Origin of the sequence: uncultured Lamprocystis sp. (assembly GCF_903933125.1) — a bacterium.
GTDB lineage: Bacteria > Pseudomonadota > Gammaproteobacteria > Chromatiales > Chromatiaceae > Thiodictyon.
This window is the reverse complement of record NZ_CAIZIZ010000092.1, coordinates 1-13,674: the sequence shown is the minus strand read 5'-3', so window position 1 is coordinate 13,674 and position 13,674 is coordinate 1. Positions and strand designations below refer to the sequence as shown.

General features: G+C 64.6%; 13 protein-coding genes. 9 read left to right on the top strand and 4 right to left on the bottom strand.

What is annotated here, in order from left to right; all coding sequences use genetic code 11:
- Positions 1–284 precede the first annotated feature (284 nt).
- From QZY03_RS04005 to QZY03_RS03975, 7 genes are all read left to right on the top strand, one after another.
- A complete protein-coding gene (locus tag QZY03_RS04005; protein WP_295578465.1) occupies positions 285–557 on the top strand; it encodes a hypothetical protein in 273 nt (90 codons plus the stop codon).
- A gap of 464 nt (positions 558–1,021) precedes the next feature.
- Positions 1,022–2,080: a phosphate ABC transporter substrate-binding protein PstS gene (pstS, locus tag QZY03_RS04000; RefSeq protein WP_295578464.1), complete on the top strand. Its 1,059-nt coding sequence runs from the start codon at positions 1,022–1,024 to the stop codon at positions 2,078–2,080.
- Positions 2,081–2,460: 380 nt separating this feature from the next.
- Entirely contained in the window at positions 2,461–3,435 is a 975-nt protein-coding gene (gene pstC / locus QZY03_RS03995; RefSeq protein ID WP_295578463.1) for a phosphate ABC transporter permease subunit PstC, read from the top strand.
- Positions 3,432–4,337, top strand: coding sequence for a phosphate ABC transporter permease PstA (gene pstA, locus QZY03_RS03990; protein WP_295578462.1), 906 nt, complete (start codon positions 3,432–3,434; stop codon positions 4,335–4,337). The genes pstC and pstA overlap by 4 nt, the downstream gene beginning before the upstream one ends.
- A 27-nt stretch (positions 4,338–4,364) precedes the next feature.
- The gene (gene pstB, locus QZY03_RS03985) at positions 4,365–5,189 is read left to right on the top strand and encodes a phosphate ABC transporter ATP-binding protein PstB (protein WP_295578461.1); all 825 of its coding nucleotides are present in this window, start codon (positions 4,365–4,367) and stop codon (positions 5,187–5,189) included.
- A 24-nt stretch (positions 5,190–5,213) separates the two neighbouring features.
- Entirely contained in the window at positions 5,214–6,281 is a 1,068-nt protein-coding gene (pstS, locus tag QZY03_RS03980; protein WP_295578460.1) for a phosphate ABC transporter substrate-binding protein PstS, read from the top strand.
- 12 nt (positions 6,282–6,293) lie between these two features.
- Positions 6,294–7,673, top strand: a complete 1,380-nt coding sequence (locus QZY03_RS03975; RefSeq protein WP_295578459.1) for an SIR2 family protein — start codon at positions 6,294–6,296, stop codon at positions 7,671–7,673.
- A gap of 262 nt (positions 7,674–7,935) precedes the next feature.
- Here QZY03_RS03975 and QZY03_RS03970 read toward each other — a convergent pair whose 3' ends face one another.
- On the bottom strand, positions 7,936–8,496 hold the full coding sequence (locus tag QZY03_RS03970) for a hypothetical protein (protein WP_295578458.1): 561 nt from the start codon (positions 8,494–8,496) through the stop codon (positions 7,936–7,938).
- Positions 8,497–8,507: 11 nt separating this feature from the next.
- Between QZY03_RS03970 and QZY03_RS03965 the strand changes: the two genes are divergently transcribed.
- Positions 8,508–9,938 (top strand): TIGR04222 domain-containing membrane protein, encoded by a 1,431-nt coding sequence (locus QZY03_RS03965; RefSeq protein WP_295578456.1) that lies wholly within the window; start codon positions 8,508–8,510, stop codon positions 9,936–9,938.
- A 419-nt stretch (positions 9,939–10,357) separates the two neighbouring features.
- On the opposite strand, the gene QZY03_RS03960 is transcribed toward QZY03_RS03965, so the two are convergent.
- From QZY03_RS03960 to QZY03_RS03950, 3 genes are all read right to left on the bottom strand, one after another.
- Positions 10,358–11,602: a patatin-like phospholipase family protein gene (locus QZY03_RS03960; protein WP_295578455.1), complete on the bottom strand. Its 1,245-nt coding sequence runs from the start codon at positions 11,600–11,602 to the stop codon at positions 10,358–10,360.
- A gap of 107 nt (positions 11,603–11,709) precedes the next feature.
- On the bottom strand, positions 11,710–11,952 hold the full coding sequence (locus QZY03_RS03955) for a hypothetical protein (RefSeq protein ID WP_295578454.1): 243 nt from the start codon (positions 11,950–11,952) through the stop codon (positions 11,710–11,712).
- Between the two features lie 49 nt (positions 11,953–12,001).
- Positions 12,002–12,739 carry a hypothetical protein gene (locus QZY03_RS03950; protein WP_295578453.1) on the bottom strand — a complete coding sequence of 246 codons (738 nt, stop codon included), beginning with the start codon at positions 12,737–12,739 and terminating at the stop codon, positions 12,002–12,004.
- A 493-nt stretch (positions 12,740–13,232) separates the two neighbouring features.
- Here QZY03_RS03950 and QZY03_RS03945 point away from each other — a divergent pair, with 493 nt between their 5' ends.
- Positions 13,233–13,505 (top strand): hypothetical protein, encoded by a 273-nt coding sequence (locus QZY03_RS03945; RefSeq protein WP_295578452.1) that lies wholly within the window; start codon positions 13,233–13,235, stop codon positions 13,503–13,505.
- The last annotated feature ends 169 nt before the right edge of the window (positions 13,506–13,674 follow it).

Below are 13,674 nucleotides of genomic sequence, written 5' to 3'. Positions count from 1 at the left end.
GGGCCGCTCCTACGGTAGGAGCGGCCCGCGGCCGCGACGGGCTGCCGCAACGACGGGTGGCCGGAATTATGATCAAGGCCGCTCGGATGTAGGTGCGACTTCAGTCGCACCGATTCGGACGCAGGTGCGACTGAAGTCGCACCTACATTTATCGGTATCTAATCTGTCGGAAATCACCTTAAACCGCGCCAGCTCCAGCAATCGTCGAGTCTGCCGGGGCCGATCCCATCCAAAAACATCGCATACCGCGCTGGGCGCGGTTTAACCCTGAGGTCGACATCCATATGGCATACGAACAAATCATCGGTGAACACACCTATGTCTTCGATGTGGACTATGGCGAAGAGCACGAGTGCGCGCGGATCATCGTGCGCTCGGCGGAGGGCGGTCCCGAGGGATTGTTTCTGGTGGACGCCGAGGGCGCGGCGGAACCAGCCGACGACATCGAGGGTTTCGGGCCTAACCCGGCAGTAGCCGACGGTCTGTGGCCGCTGCCACCCGATGAGCTGATCGAGGATGCGCGGCGGATCGCCGAGGTCAAGGGAGGGCTGGCCTAGGCACCCGGTGGCCTTGATCATCGTTCCGACCAGACCTTCCGCAGAGACTCTGGTGCGGAAATCTGATCCACAGATGACACAGATGAACACAGATAAACACAGATGTTTTTCTTTATCTGTGAACACAGATAAACACAGATGTCTTTCATTATCTGTGCACATCTGTGTCATCTGTGGACAACTCCGAATGGCCGCTTTGGCCGGCGCGACGATCAAGGCCGCGCCTGGTGCTGCCGAACCCGTGACCATCGGGTTCCGCGGTGCTCTTCTGTACGCTGGTGCCTGCTCGCCGCTTTCTGGCAGGCACCAGTCGCGGCACTGACCGTTCGTCGGATGTCATAAAACCGTCATCACAACGTCACAGTATCATGGGGCCTTTACTGCGACACTTAGGGCGCTAAGAATCGATCGCGGCCGGCTCGATGCGTGCCGCCTTCTTTTTCAACCCTCTTGGGAGTCATGATATGCAGAAGGCATCCGTCATCAAGGCGGTGTTGACCGCTGGTTGCGTTGCGCTGTTCGCCCTGTCCGCGCCGGTGAGCGCCGACGTCAAGCTCAACGGTTCGGGGGCGAGTTTCCCGTTCCCGATCTATTCGAAATGGTTCAAGGATTTCAGTAAAGAGCATAAGGATATCCGCGTCGACTATCAATCCAAGGGCAGCGGTGCCGGCATACAGGATCTGATCAACGGCACCGTGGACTTCGCCGCCTCCGATGCCGCCATGGAAGACGCCGAGATCGCCAAGGTCAAGCAGGGCGTGGTGCTGCTGCCGATGACCGCCGGTGAGATCGTGCTGATCTATAACCTGAAAGGCGTGAAGGATCTCAAGCTGTCGCGCGCCGCCTATGCCGGGATTTTCAGCGGTACCATCACCAAGTGGAATGATCCGGCCATCGCTGCCACCAATCCGGGTGTGGCCCTGCCGGATAAGGCGATCACGGTCGTGACCCGCTCCGACTCCTCCGGCACGTCCTATGTCTTTTCGGGTCACCTGGCCGCCATCAGCGAGGCGTTCGACAAGGCGGTCGGCAAGAGCAAGCAGCCCAACTGGCCGTCCTCCGGCAAGTTCGTCGCCGCTCCCAAGAACGATGGTGTCACCGCCCAGGTGCAGCAGAACGAGGGTGCCATCGGCTATGTCGAGTACGGCTACGCCAAGCTGACCGGCTGGAAGCAGGTTGCCCAACTCGAGAACAAGTCGGGGAATTTTGTCGCCGCGGGTCCGCTGACCGGCGCCGCCGCGTTGGCCGCCTCCGAGTTTCCCGGCGGTACCCTGCCCAACAGCGACGTGCCCAACCTGATCGCCTGGAATTGGGACCCGGCGGGCGCCGAATCCTATCCCATCGTGTCCTATACCTGGATGCTCTTCTATAAGGATCAGGACGACGCCAAGGCCGCGGCGCTGCGCAAGCTGGTGAAGTACGGCATCGAGGAAGGTCAGAAGATCGCCGATTCCATGGGCTATATTCCGCTGCCTGAGAACGTGCAGCAGAAAGTCCTGGAAGCTGCAGAGTTCATTCAGTAGCCGGCGCGGAGCGTTCTTTCAGGCCGTGGGTGCGGTGAGGAACGGACACTGCTGGCGAATTGCGCCCACGCGGGCGCGTTCGCCGCACCGGCTTGGCGCAGACCCGGAATGTCTCACGCCAAGGCGCCAAGACGCCAAGGGTCTTCAAGGCGCTCCCGGAGCGACTGGGGTCACCGCTGAATTGCGCTTTTCTTGGCGTGCTTGGCGACTTGGCGTGAGAGAGGTTCTTTCCAGACTCCGCGGTCGGGAGAATCTGCCGCCAGTGTCCGTTCATCGCCACACCCTATGAACGCTTTATTTTCCGGCAGGGCCGCCGTTCCGAGGCGTGCGGATGCCGCCGCCCTCATTCCTTTCCATTTTGTCAACCTGACAGGGTGACCATGGCTAACTTATTTGCATCAGCAGGCTCGGCGAGCAGTGTCTCAGGGCCGCCATCCGGTGGCGATTACGCGGCCGACAGCATCTTTCGCGGTCTGGCCTGGCTCAGTGCCTTCCTCATCATTGCCCTCACCGGCTACATCCTGTGGGAGATACTGCGCGAGGCGTTCCCCGCGATGCAGGCCTATGGACTGGGCTTCATCACCGGAACCACCTGGAACGTCAATACGGGGCAGTTCGGCGTGCTACCGGAGATTTGGGGCACGCTCTACAGCTCACTGCTGGCGCTGTTCCTGGGCGGCATTTTCGGTATCGCAATCGCCATCTTTCTGACCCAGGATTTTCTCGATCATCGGGTGGCCACGGTCTTTCGTACCATTATCGAGATGCTGGCCGCTATTCCCTCGGTGGTGTTCGGGCTCTGGGGCATTTTCGTGCTGATCCCGCTGCTCAAGCCGGGCGCGGAGTGGCTGCACAGTCAATTCGGCTGGTTCCCGCTGTTCAGTACCGATCTGGCCGGGCCGGGCATGGCCCCGGCCGCCCTGGTGTTGGCGATCATGATCCTGCCGACGGTGGCGGCGATCTCGGTCGACGCCTTCCGGCGCATTCCCTACAAGGTCAAGGAAGCCGCCTACGGCATGGGTACCACCCGTTGGGAGGCCATCCTCAAGGTCATGTTACCGACCGCCTCGTCCGGTCTGCTGGCCGCGCTGGTGCTCGGATTCGGCCGTGCGCTCGGCGAGACCATGGCACTGGCCATGCTGATCGGTAACGCTAACCAGATCAGCCTGTCGCTGTTCTCCCCTGCCAACACCCTGGCTTCGCTGCTCGCCTCCACCTTCCCGGAAGCCGGCCAGCTCGAGGTTCAGGCGCTGATGTACGCCGCGCTGGTGCTGCTGGTGATCACCTTCATCGTGAACGTGCTGGGGCTGGCGGTGCAGCAATATACGATTCGCAAGTTCGAGGGTAAGAAATGAGCGACTTCGATCTCACGCGATCAAGCGAGGCCGCGCGTCCCATGCCGCAACTGGCCCGCCAGGGCTTCGAGGCGCGGGCGCTGAAAAGCGGTCTGCTCACCGGACTGACCTGGCTCGCCGCGTTGCTCGCGGCGGTGCCGCTCATTTCAGTGATGTACCTGTTGCTGGTCAAGGGCGGCAGCCGCCTGTTCGGCGCCGATTTCGCGGAGGTCCTGACCGGGCTGCCGCCGGCCGGCTTCGAACTGGGCGGCGGCATCGGCCCGGCGATCGTCGGCACCCTGGTGATGGTCGGTATCGCCTCGGTTCTCAGCATCCCCATCGGCATCCTGGCGGCGATCTATCTCGGCGTGCTGGAGCCGCGCAGCCGGCTGGCCAATACCTCGCGCTTCCTCGCCAAGGTGTTGACCGGATTCCCTTCCATCATGGCGGGCGTGTTCGTCTACGCGGTCCTGGTCATCCACTGGGGCTATTCGGCCTGGGCCGGCGGGATCGCACTGGCGGTGCTGATGTTGCGCACCGTGGTCCTGGCTGCCGAGGAGGCGATCGCCCAGGTTCCCCAGCGGATGAAGGACGCCGCCTATGGCATGGGCTGCACCCGCACCCAGGTGATCTGGAAGGTGGTCTTGCCCACCGGTCTGCCGGGCATTCTGACCGGGGTCCTGCTGGCGGTCGCCGGCGCGGCCGGGGAGTCCGCCCCCTTGCTGTTCACGGCGTTGTTCAGCAACTACTTCATCTCCGAGTTGTCCGAGCCGACCGCCTCGCTCTCGATCCTCATTTACAACTTCTCCGGCATGCCCTTCCCGAACCAGATCGAACTGGCCTGGACGGCGTCGCTGGTGCTGGTGCTGATCGTGCTGATGTTTAACATCCTGGCACGCCTGATCGTTCAGCCCAAGGTCTGATGTCACAGTTTCCAAGGTATCACAACCATGAACGCAGCAGCAGAATCGACGTTTGTCGCTGACCCCTACGCCGCCGTCGGTGAGGTCGTCATCGATTGCCAGGTCAATAAGATTTTCTACGGGGACTTTCTCGCCGTGCGAGACAGTCTGGTGCCCATCGAGAAGCATAAGATCACCGGTTTCATCGGTCCCTCGGGCTGCGGTAAGTCCACGGTGCTGCGCAGCCTGAACCGTATGAACGATCTGATCCAGGTGTTCCGCTTCGAGGGCAGTGTGATGTACCACGGACAGGATGTCTATGGACCCAAGGTCGACCCGGTGCTGGTACGCCGCTACATCGGCATGGTCTTTCAGCAGCCCAATCCCTTCTCCATGAGCATCTATGACAACGTCGCCTTCGGGCTGCGGCTCAACCGCTTCAAGGGCGACCTGGACGAGCGCGTGCAAAAGGCCCTGCAGCGCGCCGCCCTGTGGAACGAGGTCAAGGACAAGCTCAAGAACAGCGGGCTGTCGCTCTCCGGCGGCCAGCAGCAGCGCCTGTGCATCGCCCGCGCCATCGCCACCGAGCCGGATGTGCTCTTGATGGACGAGCCCTGCTCCGCGCTGGACCCGATCGCCACCCGGCAGGTGGAAGAACTGATGCTGGATCTGAAGAAGAACTACACCCTGGCCCTGGTGACGCACAACATGCAGCAGGCCACGCGCGTGGCGGATACCACCGCCTTCTTCTCGGTGGACATCTCCCATGGCGGACGCACCGGCTATCTGGTCGAAATGGGTCCCACCGCGCAGATCTTCGAAGCCCCCAGGGAACAACTCACCAAGGACTACATCTCCGGTCAGTTCAGTTGATCCAAGTTGCGCGAGGGGACGACGATGAAGGCTTCAAGACGATTCGCGGGGGCGGTGTTGGCGGTGCTGGCCGCCGTGGTGATTCCGGTGTGGGCGGAAACGCCCGCTGCGCCGCCGACGGCCCAGACCCCAGGACTCAAGCTCACCGGCGCCGGGGCGACCTTTCCCGCGCCGCTCTACCAACGCTGGATCCTCGACTACCGGGAGGTACGTCCGGATCTGACCTTCACCTATGACGCCAAGGGCAGCGGCGAGGGCGTGAAGCGCTTTCTGGCCGGCACCGTGGATTTCGGCGCCAGCGATGCCGCGCTTTCGGATGCGGAGCTCAAGCAGGTCGATCCCCAGCGGGGCGCCGTCATGATCCCCATGACCGCCGGGATGGTGGTCCTCGCCTACAATATTCCAGGGGTGGCCGAGGGTCTGGTGCTCAGTCGGGAGGTCTATGCCGACATCTTCGCCGGCCGCATTCGCCAGTGGAACGATCCGCGGATCAGCGCGGCCAATCCCGGACTGACGCTGCCCGCCAAGCCGATCGTCCCGGTGGTGCGGCGTGACTCCAGTGGCACCACCTTCGCCATGACCAATCATCTGGCGCGGGTCGACCCCGACTGGGCGCAGCAGGGTCCCGGCGTCGGCAAGCTGGTGGATTGGCCGGGTGCCGCCATGACCGCCAGCGGCAACGCCGGGGTCGCTCAGCGCGTGAAGATCACCGACGGGTCCATCGGCTATATGGAATATGAGTTTGCCGAGCGGCTCGGACTGCCTATTGCGATCCTGCACAATAAGGCCGGCCAGCCGATCATCCCGAGCCCGGCCGCCGGACAGGCCGCACTAGCCTCGGTGACCGCGATCCCGGCGGATTTGCGGGTCTTTGTCGCGGACCCCGACGGGCCCGACGCCTACCCGATCGTCAGCTATACCTGGCTGCTGCTGAACGCGCGCTATGCGGACCCGGCCAAGGCCGCGGCACTCAAGGACGCCCTGGCGTGGGGGCTCGATCAGGGTCAGTTGGTCGCCAAGGAGATGGGCTATGTGCCCTTGCCGGCGGCCATGATCGTCAAGGCGGCCGAGGTGCTGGCACGGGTTGAATAGCGGAATAACCTGATGCCCGACATCGATCCGCGGCTCATGGCGACCATCCAGGAAGGCCGTTGTGTGGCCTTTGTTGGGGCTGGCTTCTCGGCCGCGGCCGGGTTGCCCCAGTGGAAGGACCTGATTCGTGCGGTCGCGGGCGATCTGCCGGCGCACGCGCGAGGATCCGAGTACGAGTTGGTAGTGTCGATGCTAAACGACCAGCCTGCGCCGTCCAGCCGCGAGCTGGCCATGGCGGCGCAACTCCTGTTCGATTCCCACGGCGAAGATGCCTTCCGTGAGCGCCTGGCCCTGGCCCTGCGCAAGGAACCGCTGCCCGATGATATGCGGCTGCGTCTCAAGCACCTGTACGGCATCCCGTTCCGGGCGATCCTGACCACCAACTTCGACCCGCTCCTGCCTGGTCTGCCGCCCGGCCCCACGGCCTATCGCAAGCTCTTGCGGGGTCGGCGGCCGTCGCCCTGGCGCGAGGCGCTGGCGCGGGTGGCCCTGGATACGGGGCCGCCGGGCGTGGAGCGGGCGGATGGCGATGCGGTCGTCATCCAACTCCACGGCCGGCTGGATGTCGCCCAATCGCTGGTGCTGACGCGCGCTCAATACCAGCGGCGCCTCTACGCCGACCCCGCGTACCTCACGGTGCTGCGGTCGCTGTTCGCCACCTCCACCGTCCTGTTCCTGGGCTATTCACTGAACGACGCCTACCTCAACGAACTGCGCTCCGAGCTGGTGGAGGCCTTTGCGGGTAGCGGCCGGGGCGGAGAGCCGCTGGCCTGGGCGGTGATCGAGGGCGTGTCGGAGGTCGCCTGCCGGTACTACGAGCGACACGAAGGCTTGGGCGTGGTCGCCTACTGCCGTGGCAAGGCCGGCCGGGAACACGCCAGCTTCGACGCCATCTTAAAGGCGATCTACGATGAGACCAATCCAATCCACCGGTTGGGCGAGTTGCTCGCCGGTCGGCGGGTGTTGTGGTTCGATCCGAACCCAGCCCACAACCACCGGGGACGCGACCTGTTACGCGCGGCCAGCGCGGAATGCGGCGACGCGGGCGATGCGTTCGGCGAGTGCTTTGTCGAGGCGCGGACGCTTGAGCAGGCCTGGATGCGCTTGTTGAGCCCCGGCCGGATCGACCTCGTCGTCTGCCACTGGGGTCACGGCCTGGCGGCCGACGGACGGGCGAACGGCGAGGCGTTGCTGCGCCGCGTTGCCGGCCTGCGGGCGGGCGGGAACAATGCAGCGCCGGTGGTGGTCTTCTCCGGTGGCAGCGAGTATGAGTCGGTGAATCGCCGCCGCGCTTTGGACCTCGGCGCCGCCGAGTTCGTTTCCCGTTGGGAGGATCTGATCGCGGTGTTGGAACGGGTGCTGGGAGAGACCTGTGCGGGTGGGGGGCGGTAACCGAGTACCCATCGCTGGCAATCGCTCCTCAGGCCAGCGGCGCGAACGGTCTCCGTCCCCGTCGGCGCGGCGTTCTCCGCCGCTTGGGACAGGACGATCTTGCCGTCCTTTACCCCGCCAGCAGCGCCGACATCGGCGGGGACCAGATACGCACGCCCTGGTCAACCAGATCTTGGAGGTCAGCCTTGGACGGCAGATCCAAAGGAACATTGGCGTCGTCGAGGAATAGCGCCTGGCGCCCGAAGCTGGGCTCGTTGGCGATTCAATAGAGCACGTCGGCGAGGTTGAACGATTGGGCGAAGACATCCGCGGCTGGAACCTTAGCGGCGCGATACTTGTCGATGAGCTGCTGCGCGTAATTCTCCTGCGTGTATTCGCCCACTCCATCGTCATCGCCATCGCTGTCGTAGGGCATGGGCACGCTGGGGCTTTGCAACTCCGGGGTGATCTTGACACCCAGGTTCTTGAATAGGGCAATGCTGTCCTTGTGGGTGATCAGCGTACCGCTCGACGGACCTGCGAACAGATCGGTGCGGAAGCTCGCCGTACCGCCCAGGTATTCCGCTGGGGTCTTAGCCCGGGGGTTGGAAGCGTCCATCTTGCCTGTTAGGGTACGGATATGGGGGTCGGACGCGAATACCTTGGCGCCGCGGCAATAGCCCGGTTCTTGGCCGGAAATGCATTGTCTTGATGGCCGCGAAATAGCGGCTTGGAATAAACTATCCACTTCGTCGCCAGGCGCGCGTCGAGCACCCGGTTCACCTCCTGCGGACCGTTCCGGCGCGGCCGTTCCCACCCAGGTCTCGTAAACAGTGTTGCGCACCCGGAGCCACCATGTCCGAATCGACCCTCTGGACCCGCGAAGAAACCGCGCTCCTGGCGCGTCTGCAGTCCCACCCGTTCGAGAATCCCGCGGACAGTCTGGACTTCGCACGTCGGCTCGCCCGCGAGCAGGGTTGGGGGCTGGCTCGGGCGCGTGCTGCCATCGACGAATACCGCCGCTTCTGCTTTCTGTGCTGCACGGCCGGCGAGGAGATGACACCGAGCCAAGAGGTCGACGAGGTTTGGCACCTGCACCTGACTTTTAGCCGCGACTACTGGCAGATATTCTGCCCGCAGGTGCTCGGCACAGCGCTGCACCACGGCCCGACCCGCGGCGGGCGCACCGAGGGTCTGCGCTTCCGCGAGCAATACGCCCGCACCCTGGCCGCCTACGAGCGCCGTTTCGGGCCGCCGCCCCTGGCTTTCTGGCCGGGCAGCCAGGAGCGGTTCGCCGATCCGGGGCGCATCCGGCGCGTCGATCGCGCGCGTCACCTGGTGCTACCCAGACCCCGGCTGCCCGGTTGGCGGGGGTTGCTCGGTTTACTCGGTTTACTCGGTTTGCTCGGGTCGCTCGCCGCGATTGGCGCGGCCGGAGCGGCCGACGCGCTGCCCGCCAACCCGCTTGATTGGACTGCCGAACCCTTCCTAGCGCTCTTCGCCGGGCTCGCCGCGGGCGCGCTGGCCTTGTCGTTCATCCTGCGGCAGATCCTGCGGCGGCGCGCACGGCGTAGCGGCAGCGGGCAGGATGCCGCGCTCGATCCCTACCATCTCGCCTACTTGGCCGGCGGTCCCGACCGCGCCATCGACGCTGCGGTCACCGAACTACTCGTGCGCCGCGCTGCGCGGCTGGAGCGCCTGCCGCAGCGAATCGACCTGAAGGTGCCCGTCGCAGAGTTGCCGGACGAGCTTCGCAGTCTCGGCGCGGCGATCGAGATCAGCGACAAGTTGTTCACGCTGCGCCGCTGCGCCGCGGTCTGGACCGCTCCGCTGCGGGCGCGTCTGGAGTCCCAAGACCTGGTGCCCGCGCCGACCGCGGCACGCCAGGCACGGATCGCCGGCGCCCTGCCCCCGCTGGCGATCGCTGCATTCGGGGCGGCGAAGATCGCGGTCGGTCTAACGCGCGACCGTCCGGTGGGCTATCTCGTTGTCATGACCTTGATCCTCGCGGCTATCGGCCTTTATCTGCTCTTTAACGCCCCGCTGCGCACCCAGTCCGGCGACCGTGCGCTTGAGGGCGCCCGCCGGCGCCTCGCCCGAGTCGCGCGCGCACCGACTAACGAGGAGCTCCCGATGGCGGTGGCCCTCGGGGGCACTGCGGTGCTCGCCGGCACACTCTATGCCGACTATCATGGGGTCAACCCGGGCATCAAGGAATCGATCGGTTTCGGGGGTGGCGACGGCGACGGCGGCAGTGGGTGCGGCGGCTGCGGGGGCGGCGACTAAGTGCTGGGTACCTGGGCCGGACTCGCGTACGGCGCATCACCCGCTCGCTGCCCCCGAGGCCAGTGCGTTGGATGCGGTGAGTACTCGAACCGCATCGCCCAACCCGTCACAGTCTCTGGAGCGGTGTCGTGAGGGCGATCCAAGCAGGTTCCTTTGCCTGCCGGCGGCCGGTGCGGCAGCGGCAGCAGTTGCGTGCTCAGAAGTGCAGACGAAGGTACGACCAGATCACCGCGGCCCCGGCCAGCGCGGCGATCTCGGCCTGGTAGTAGGCAGGGGCGACCTCTAAAACGACGGGTGCTCGGGGCGGATCGATCCATGTGAAAGATCGAAGGCCCCTGCTTGGAGATAGGCGGCCTCAGCCGCCCGAAAGAGCGGTTCAACGGGCGCACGGGGCGATGTCTGCCTCGGTTGGCGCGACGCTATTTAACCCCTTTGGTATCCGCCGAAAAATCTGGCGGTGTCTTTTTCCAGGGGTTCCCCTTAGCCGCCAAGTCGTAGCCCACGGCATAGAGTTGGCGCATGAATTCAGTGTCGAAGTCGGCCTTGTGGGGGGCGTTGAACGTATCCGGGATATAGGCCAGGTTGTAATCGACCCCGTCGCGCTGGGTGGTGAGATAGATCCGGTAGAGGTCGCCGATGCCTTGGGTTTGGATCAGCGAGGAGATCGCCCGTCCGGCAATCGTCAGGGTGCTACGTTCCACCTGCGACCATTCCGGATCCAGCCGGCTGTTGCGGATAACGTAGGCCCGCCGCTCGCGCTGTTGGATGCCCAGTTTGCGCGCCCCGGACCTGATGTCGAGCGACGGGGGGTAGACGAAGACCTGCGCCGTGGCGCCGCCGTCCACGTGCATCTCCTGATACGCGTGACCGTTGACCTCGACATCGATCATGGTCGGAGGGAAGGCGCCGGGGATCGCGGCGGAGGCCACCATCAGGGTGCGAAAGAGCTCCAGTGCCTTGGGGTCGCGGTTGGTCGCGAGCTTGCTCAGGTTCCAGATGATGCCCCGACGCGCATCCAGATCGGTGGTTCCCACCAGGAGCAGCCGCCCCTTGGCATATTCGGCCGCGATGGTATCCAGAAAGGTCCGATCCACATACCTGGCAACCAGCCGCCCCAAGGGGGCATTGTCGGCCATGGCGTCGCCGGTCAGGACGGACACCAAGTCCCGCGGTGTTGCGATGTCCTTGGCGGAGATCGTCGTGTAGACCTCCTTCAGCGTGTGGTCGTAGGCCGGCCCGGCAAAGGCAAAGGGGGCCGTCAGTGCGCCGGTGCTGACCCCGGTGACCAATTTGAAAGTCGGCCGGTTGCCGGCGGCCGTCCAGCCATTGAGCAGCCCGGCACCGAAGGCGCCATTGTCGCCGCCGCCGGAGATTGCCAGGAAGACCGCCGGCGGCAGCGGGCCGGTATGACCCTGGCTGGCAAAGTAGGCCTGTTCGCGCTTGATGGACTCCATCCCCTCGCGGGCCATCTCGGCCAAGTCTTCCCGGTTGCCGATCCGATACCGGATCTTGCCTAATCCTGGTATCTGCGCCTGATTCTGCAACGTTTCCGGGACCGCCGGTTTGCGCGTCAAGGTGGAGCAGCCCGCCGCAACCAACAGGACGACCAGCCCGATCAGGACCGCGCTGGTTGCGCGCGTGGCCGATGTCTTAGATTTCATCATCGTGTGCCCGCCTGGAGGATCGGAAAAGGGAAATCAGGTTCAGACTACGTGATCGCTCTAGGGGCCTGACCCGCCCCGGTCGGGCTGAAGCCCGACAGCGGTTCATGTCAGCCGGCTTTGTACTCCCCGCGATTCGCATCGAGTACGCGTTGGAAGCGCTCCGGGTCGTTTTTCAGCATGAGCACATAGTCCTCGACGAGGCCCTGCCAACCGAACCCGCCATGCTCCTTGAGTTTGAGCAGAGCGATCATGAGCAGTTTGGCCGCGGCCTTGGTCTCGCGATCCTGGCCCTCGCCGTACCAGGCCAATAGCTCGTCGTACAGTGCCTCGACCTTCTCGATCGGTGTCATTGAGTCACCTTCCGGCGCCTTGGACCTGAGTGTGTGTGGTCGGACGGCATCAATCGATCGCATAAGCCTCCACGATCACGTACTGCGGGTCCTCGCTGCCTTGGTCATAGACGAAGATCAGCGGCTTGACGGCGGTCGCGATGGCCTCATGCGCGGCGGCGCAGACGGCGCCGAGGCGCACCGAGCCGTCCGGCGCCCATTGCGTATTGCGGCTGCGCGACAGGCGCACGTCCGCGTACCAGTCATCCTTGCGCCCCGACTGAGCGCCCGTCCAGTGATCATCCTTCGGGCGCGTGCCGCCCTGCCAGACGTCCACCGCGAGACCGACGCGGTAGCCGTGCGACCAGACGTCCTTGAGATCTTTGGGCGCCTTGTCGTCGCCGCAGACCTTGGCCGGATTGGCGGTGGCCTTGGCGCCGACCTTGGGGGCGATATCGATCAGGACCCAATCGGTCTTGGCTTCCTTGATCACCCCCTTGTTCTGGGCGAGCTTGACGATGACCGGCTGCCCGGCCAGTTGCAGCAGCTTCGGCCAGTTGTCGGCACCGGCGGAGAAGTTGATCGGGGTGTCGCCGGCCAGACACGTGGACTCCACCGACTTGTCGGCGCTGCTGAACCAGCCCTCGTTGCTGCCTTTAAACGAGGTCTTTACCAGGTCGCAATTCAGGATGCGCGCGACGGGCGCCGAGCCGGCCAGTGCGACCCCGGCATTGTCGAAGGTGCCGGCCAGCAGCGGGACGGCAGTGGTCAGGAACAGGGCGGATGCGATGGTCGTGGACCGTTTCATCACGGGTTTCCTTTAAGCGGTGTATTGGTGGGTAGCGTTGGCCGGACGGCCGGCAATGAGGATACCAGGTTCCGGCGGGAGTCTTGCGCGACAGGCGAAAAGCGCCGGCAACTCTGGGGTTTCCCGAGGACAGCCGATTTGCTGCGGTGCAGCAACGCTACGCCTGGCTGGCCGACGCGCATCCCATGGCCGCTTAGTCTAACCGCGATTTGTTACGCCTTTGATGCCGGGGCTTGGCGGGTCCCCCGCCAGGTCAAGACGCACGACTGCGCCAACGCGGGCGACCGAGCCGCCAAGACGGCCTGCCGGACCGTTGCAACGCTGTCACATCTTTCTGTCACACTTGTAATAAGTCTACGCGGAACCCGCGTGGCTCCGCTCGTCCATCCAGTGGACCCCCGAGTACCTGACCGACCCGGCCCATATCGGCAATCTCAACGCCTATGCCAGCTTCACCGAGTACCTGTCGCGCTATCTCAAGGTGAAGCAGGAGTTGATTGCCAAGATCGCTGAACTCAACCGTCACTATGCAGTATTGAAGCAAACCGACCCGCGCCGGCTCACCGGTCCCTTCCAACTGGATACCGGCGGCCAGGCGCAGTCCTACACCCAGCAGGCCGCCGGCTCGGTGGACGCGACCGCCCACCAGGCGGCCCTGGCCACTTCCGCCGGGGCGGTGGAGAAATACACCGCGGAACTGAACCGCGCCATCGACTATGGGCTCGAGCTGGAGGGCCACTTCAAGCAGGCGGCGGGGATTCAGTGACAGTCAGCTTGAGTTAGAATGCGGCCGTGGGTGTGGCGAAGCGGGATTGTGCAGGCGTTGTCGCAGGCGTTGTCCGCGCAGGGGCCTTGGTCATAAACCTGGCCACCGCGCGGTCTGCACGGTCGTCGGTCCGCACAGCGGACCCTACAGGTCGTCGGTCCGCACAGCG

Bases quoted from the DNA above. Each gene is read 5' to 3' on its own strand.
- pstS (WP_295578464.1), top strand. From the start codon at position 1,022: ATGCAGAAGGCATCCGTCATCAAGGCGGTGTTGACCGCTGGTTGCGTT.
- pstA (WP_295578462.1), top strand. From the start codon at position 3,432: ATGAGCGACTTCGATCTCACGCGATCAAGCGAGGCCGCGCGTCCCATG.
- QZY03_RS03955 (WP_295578454.1), bottom strand. From the start codon at position 11,952: ATGACACCGATCGAGAAGGTCGAGGCACTGTACGACGAGCTATTGGCC.
- QZY03_RS03965 (WP_295578456.1), top strand. From the start codon at position 8,508: ATGTCCGAATCGACCCTCTGGACCCGCGAAGAAACCGCGCTCCTGGCG.
- pstC (WP_295578463.1), top strand. From the start codon at position 2,461: ATGGCTAACTTATTTGCATCAGCAGGCTCGGCGAGCAGTGTCTCAGGG.
- pstB (WP_295578461.1), top strand. From the start codon at position 4,365: ATGAACGCAGCAGCAGAATCGACGTTTGTCGCTGACCCCTACGCCGCC.
- QZY03_RS03950 (WP_295578453.1), bottom strand. From the start codon at position 12,739: ATGAAACGGTCCACGACCATCGCATCCGCCCTGTTCCTGACCACTGCC.
- QZY03_RS03960 (WP_295578455.1), bottom strand. From the start codon at position 11,602: ATGATGAAATCTAAGACATCGGCCACGCGCGCAACCAGCGCGGTCCTG.
- pstS (WP_295578460.1), top strand. From the start codon at position 5,214: ATGAAGGCTTCAAGACGATTCGCGGGGGCGGTGTTGGCGGTGCTGGCC.
- QZY03_RS03975 (WP_295578459.1), top strand. From the start codon at position 6,294: ATGCCCGACATCGATCCGCGGCTCATGGCGACCATCCAGGAAGGCCGT.
- QZY03_RS04005 (WP_295578465.1), top strand. From the start codon at position 285: ATGGCATACGAACAAATCATCGGTGAACACACCTATGTCTTCGATGTG.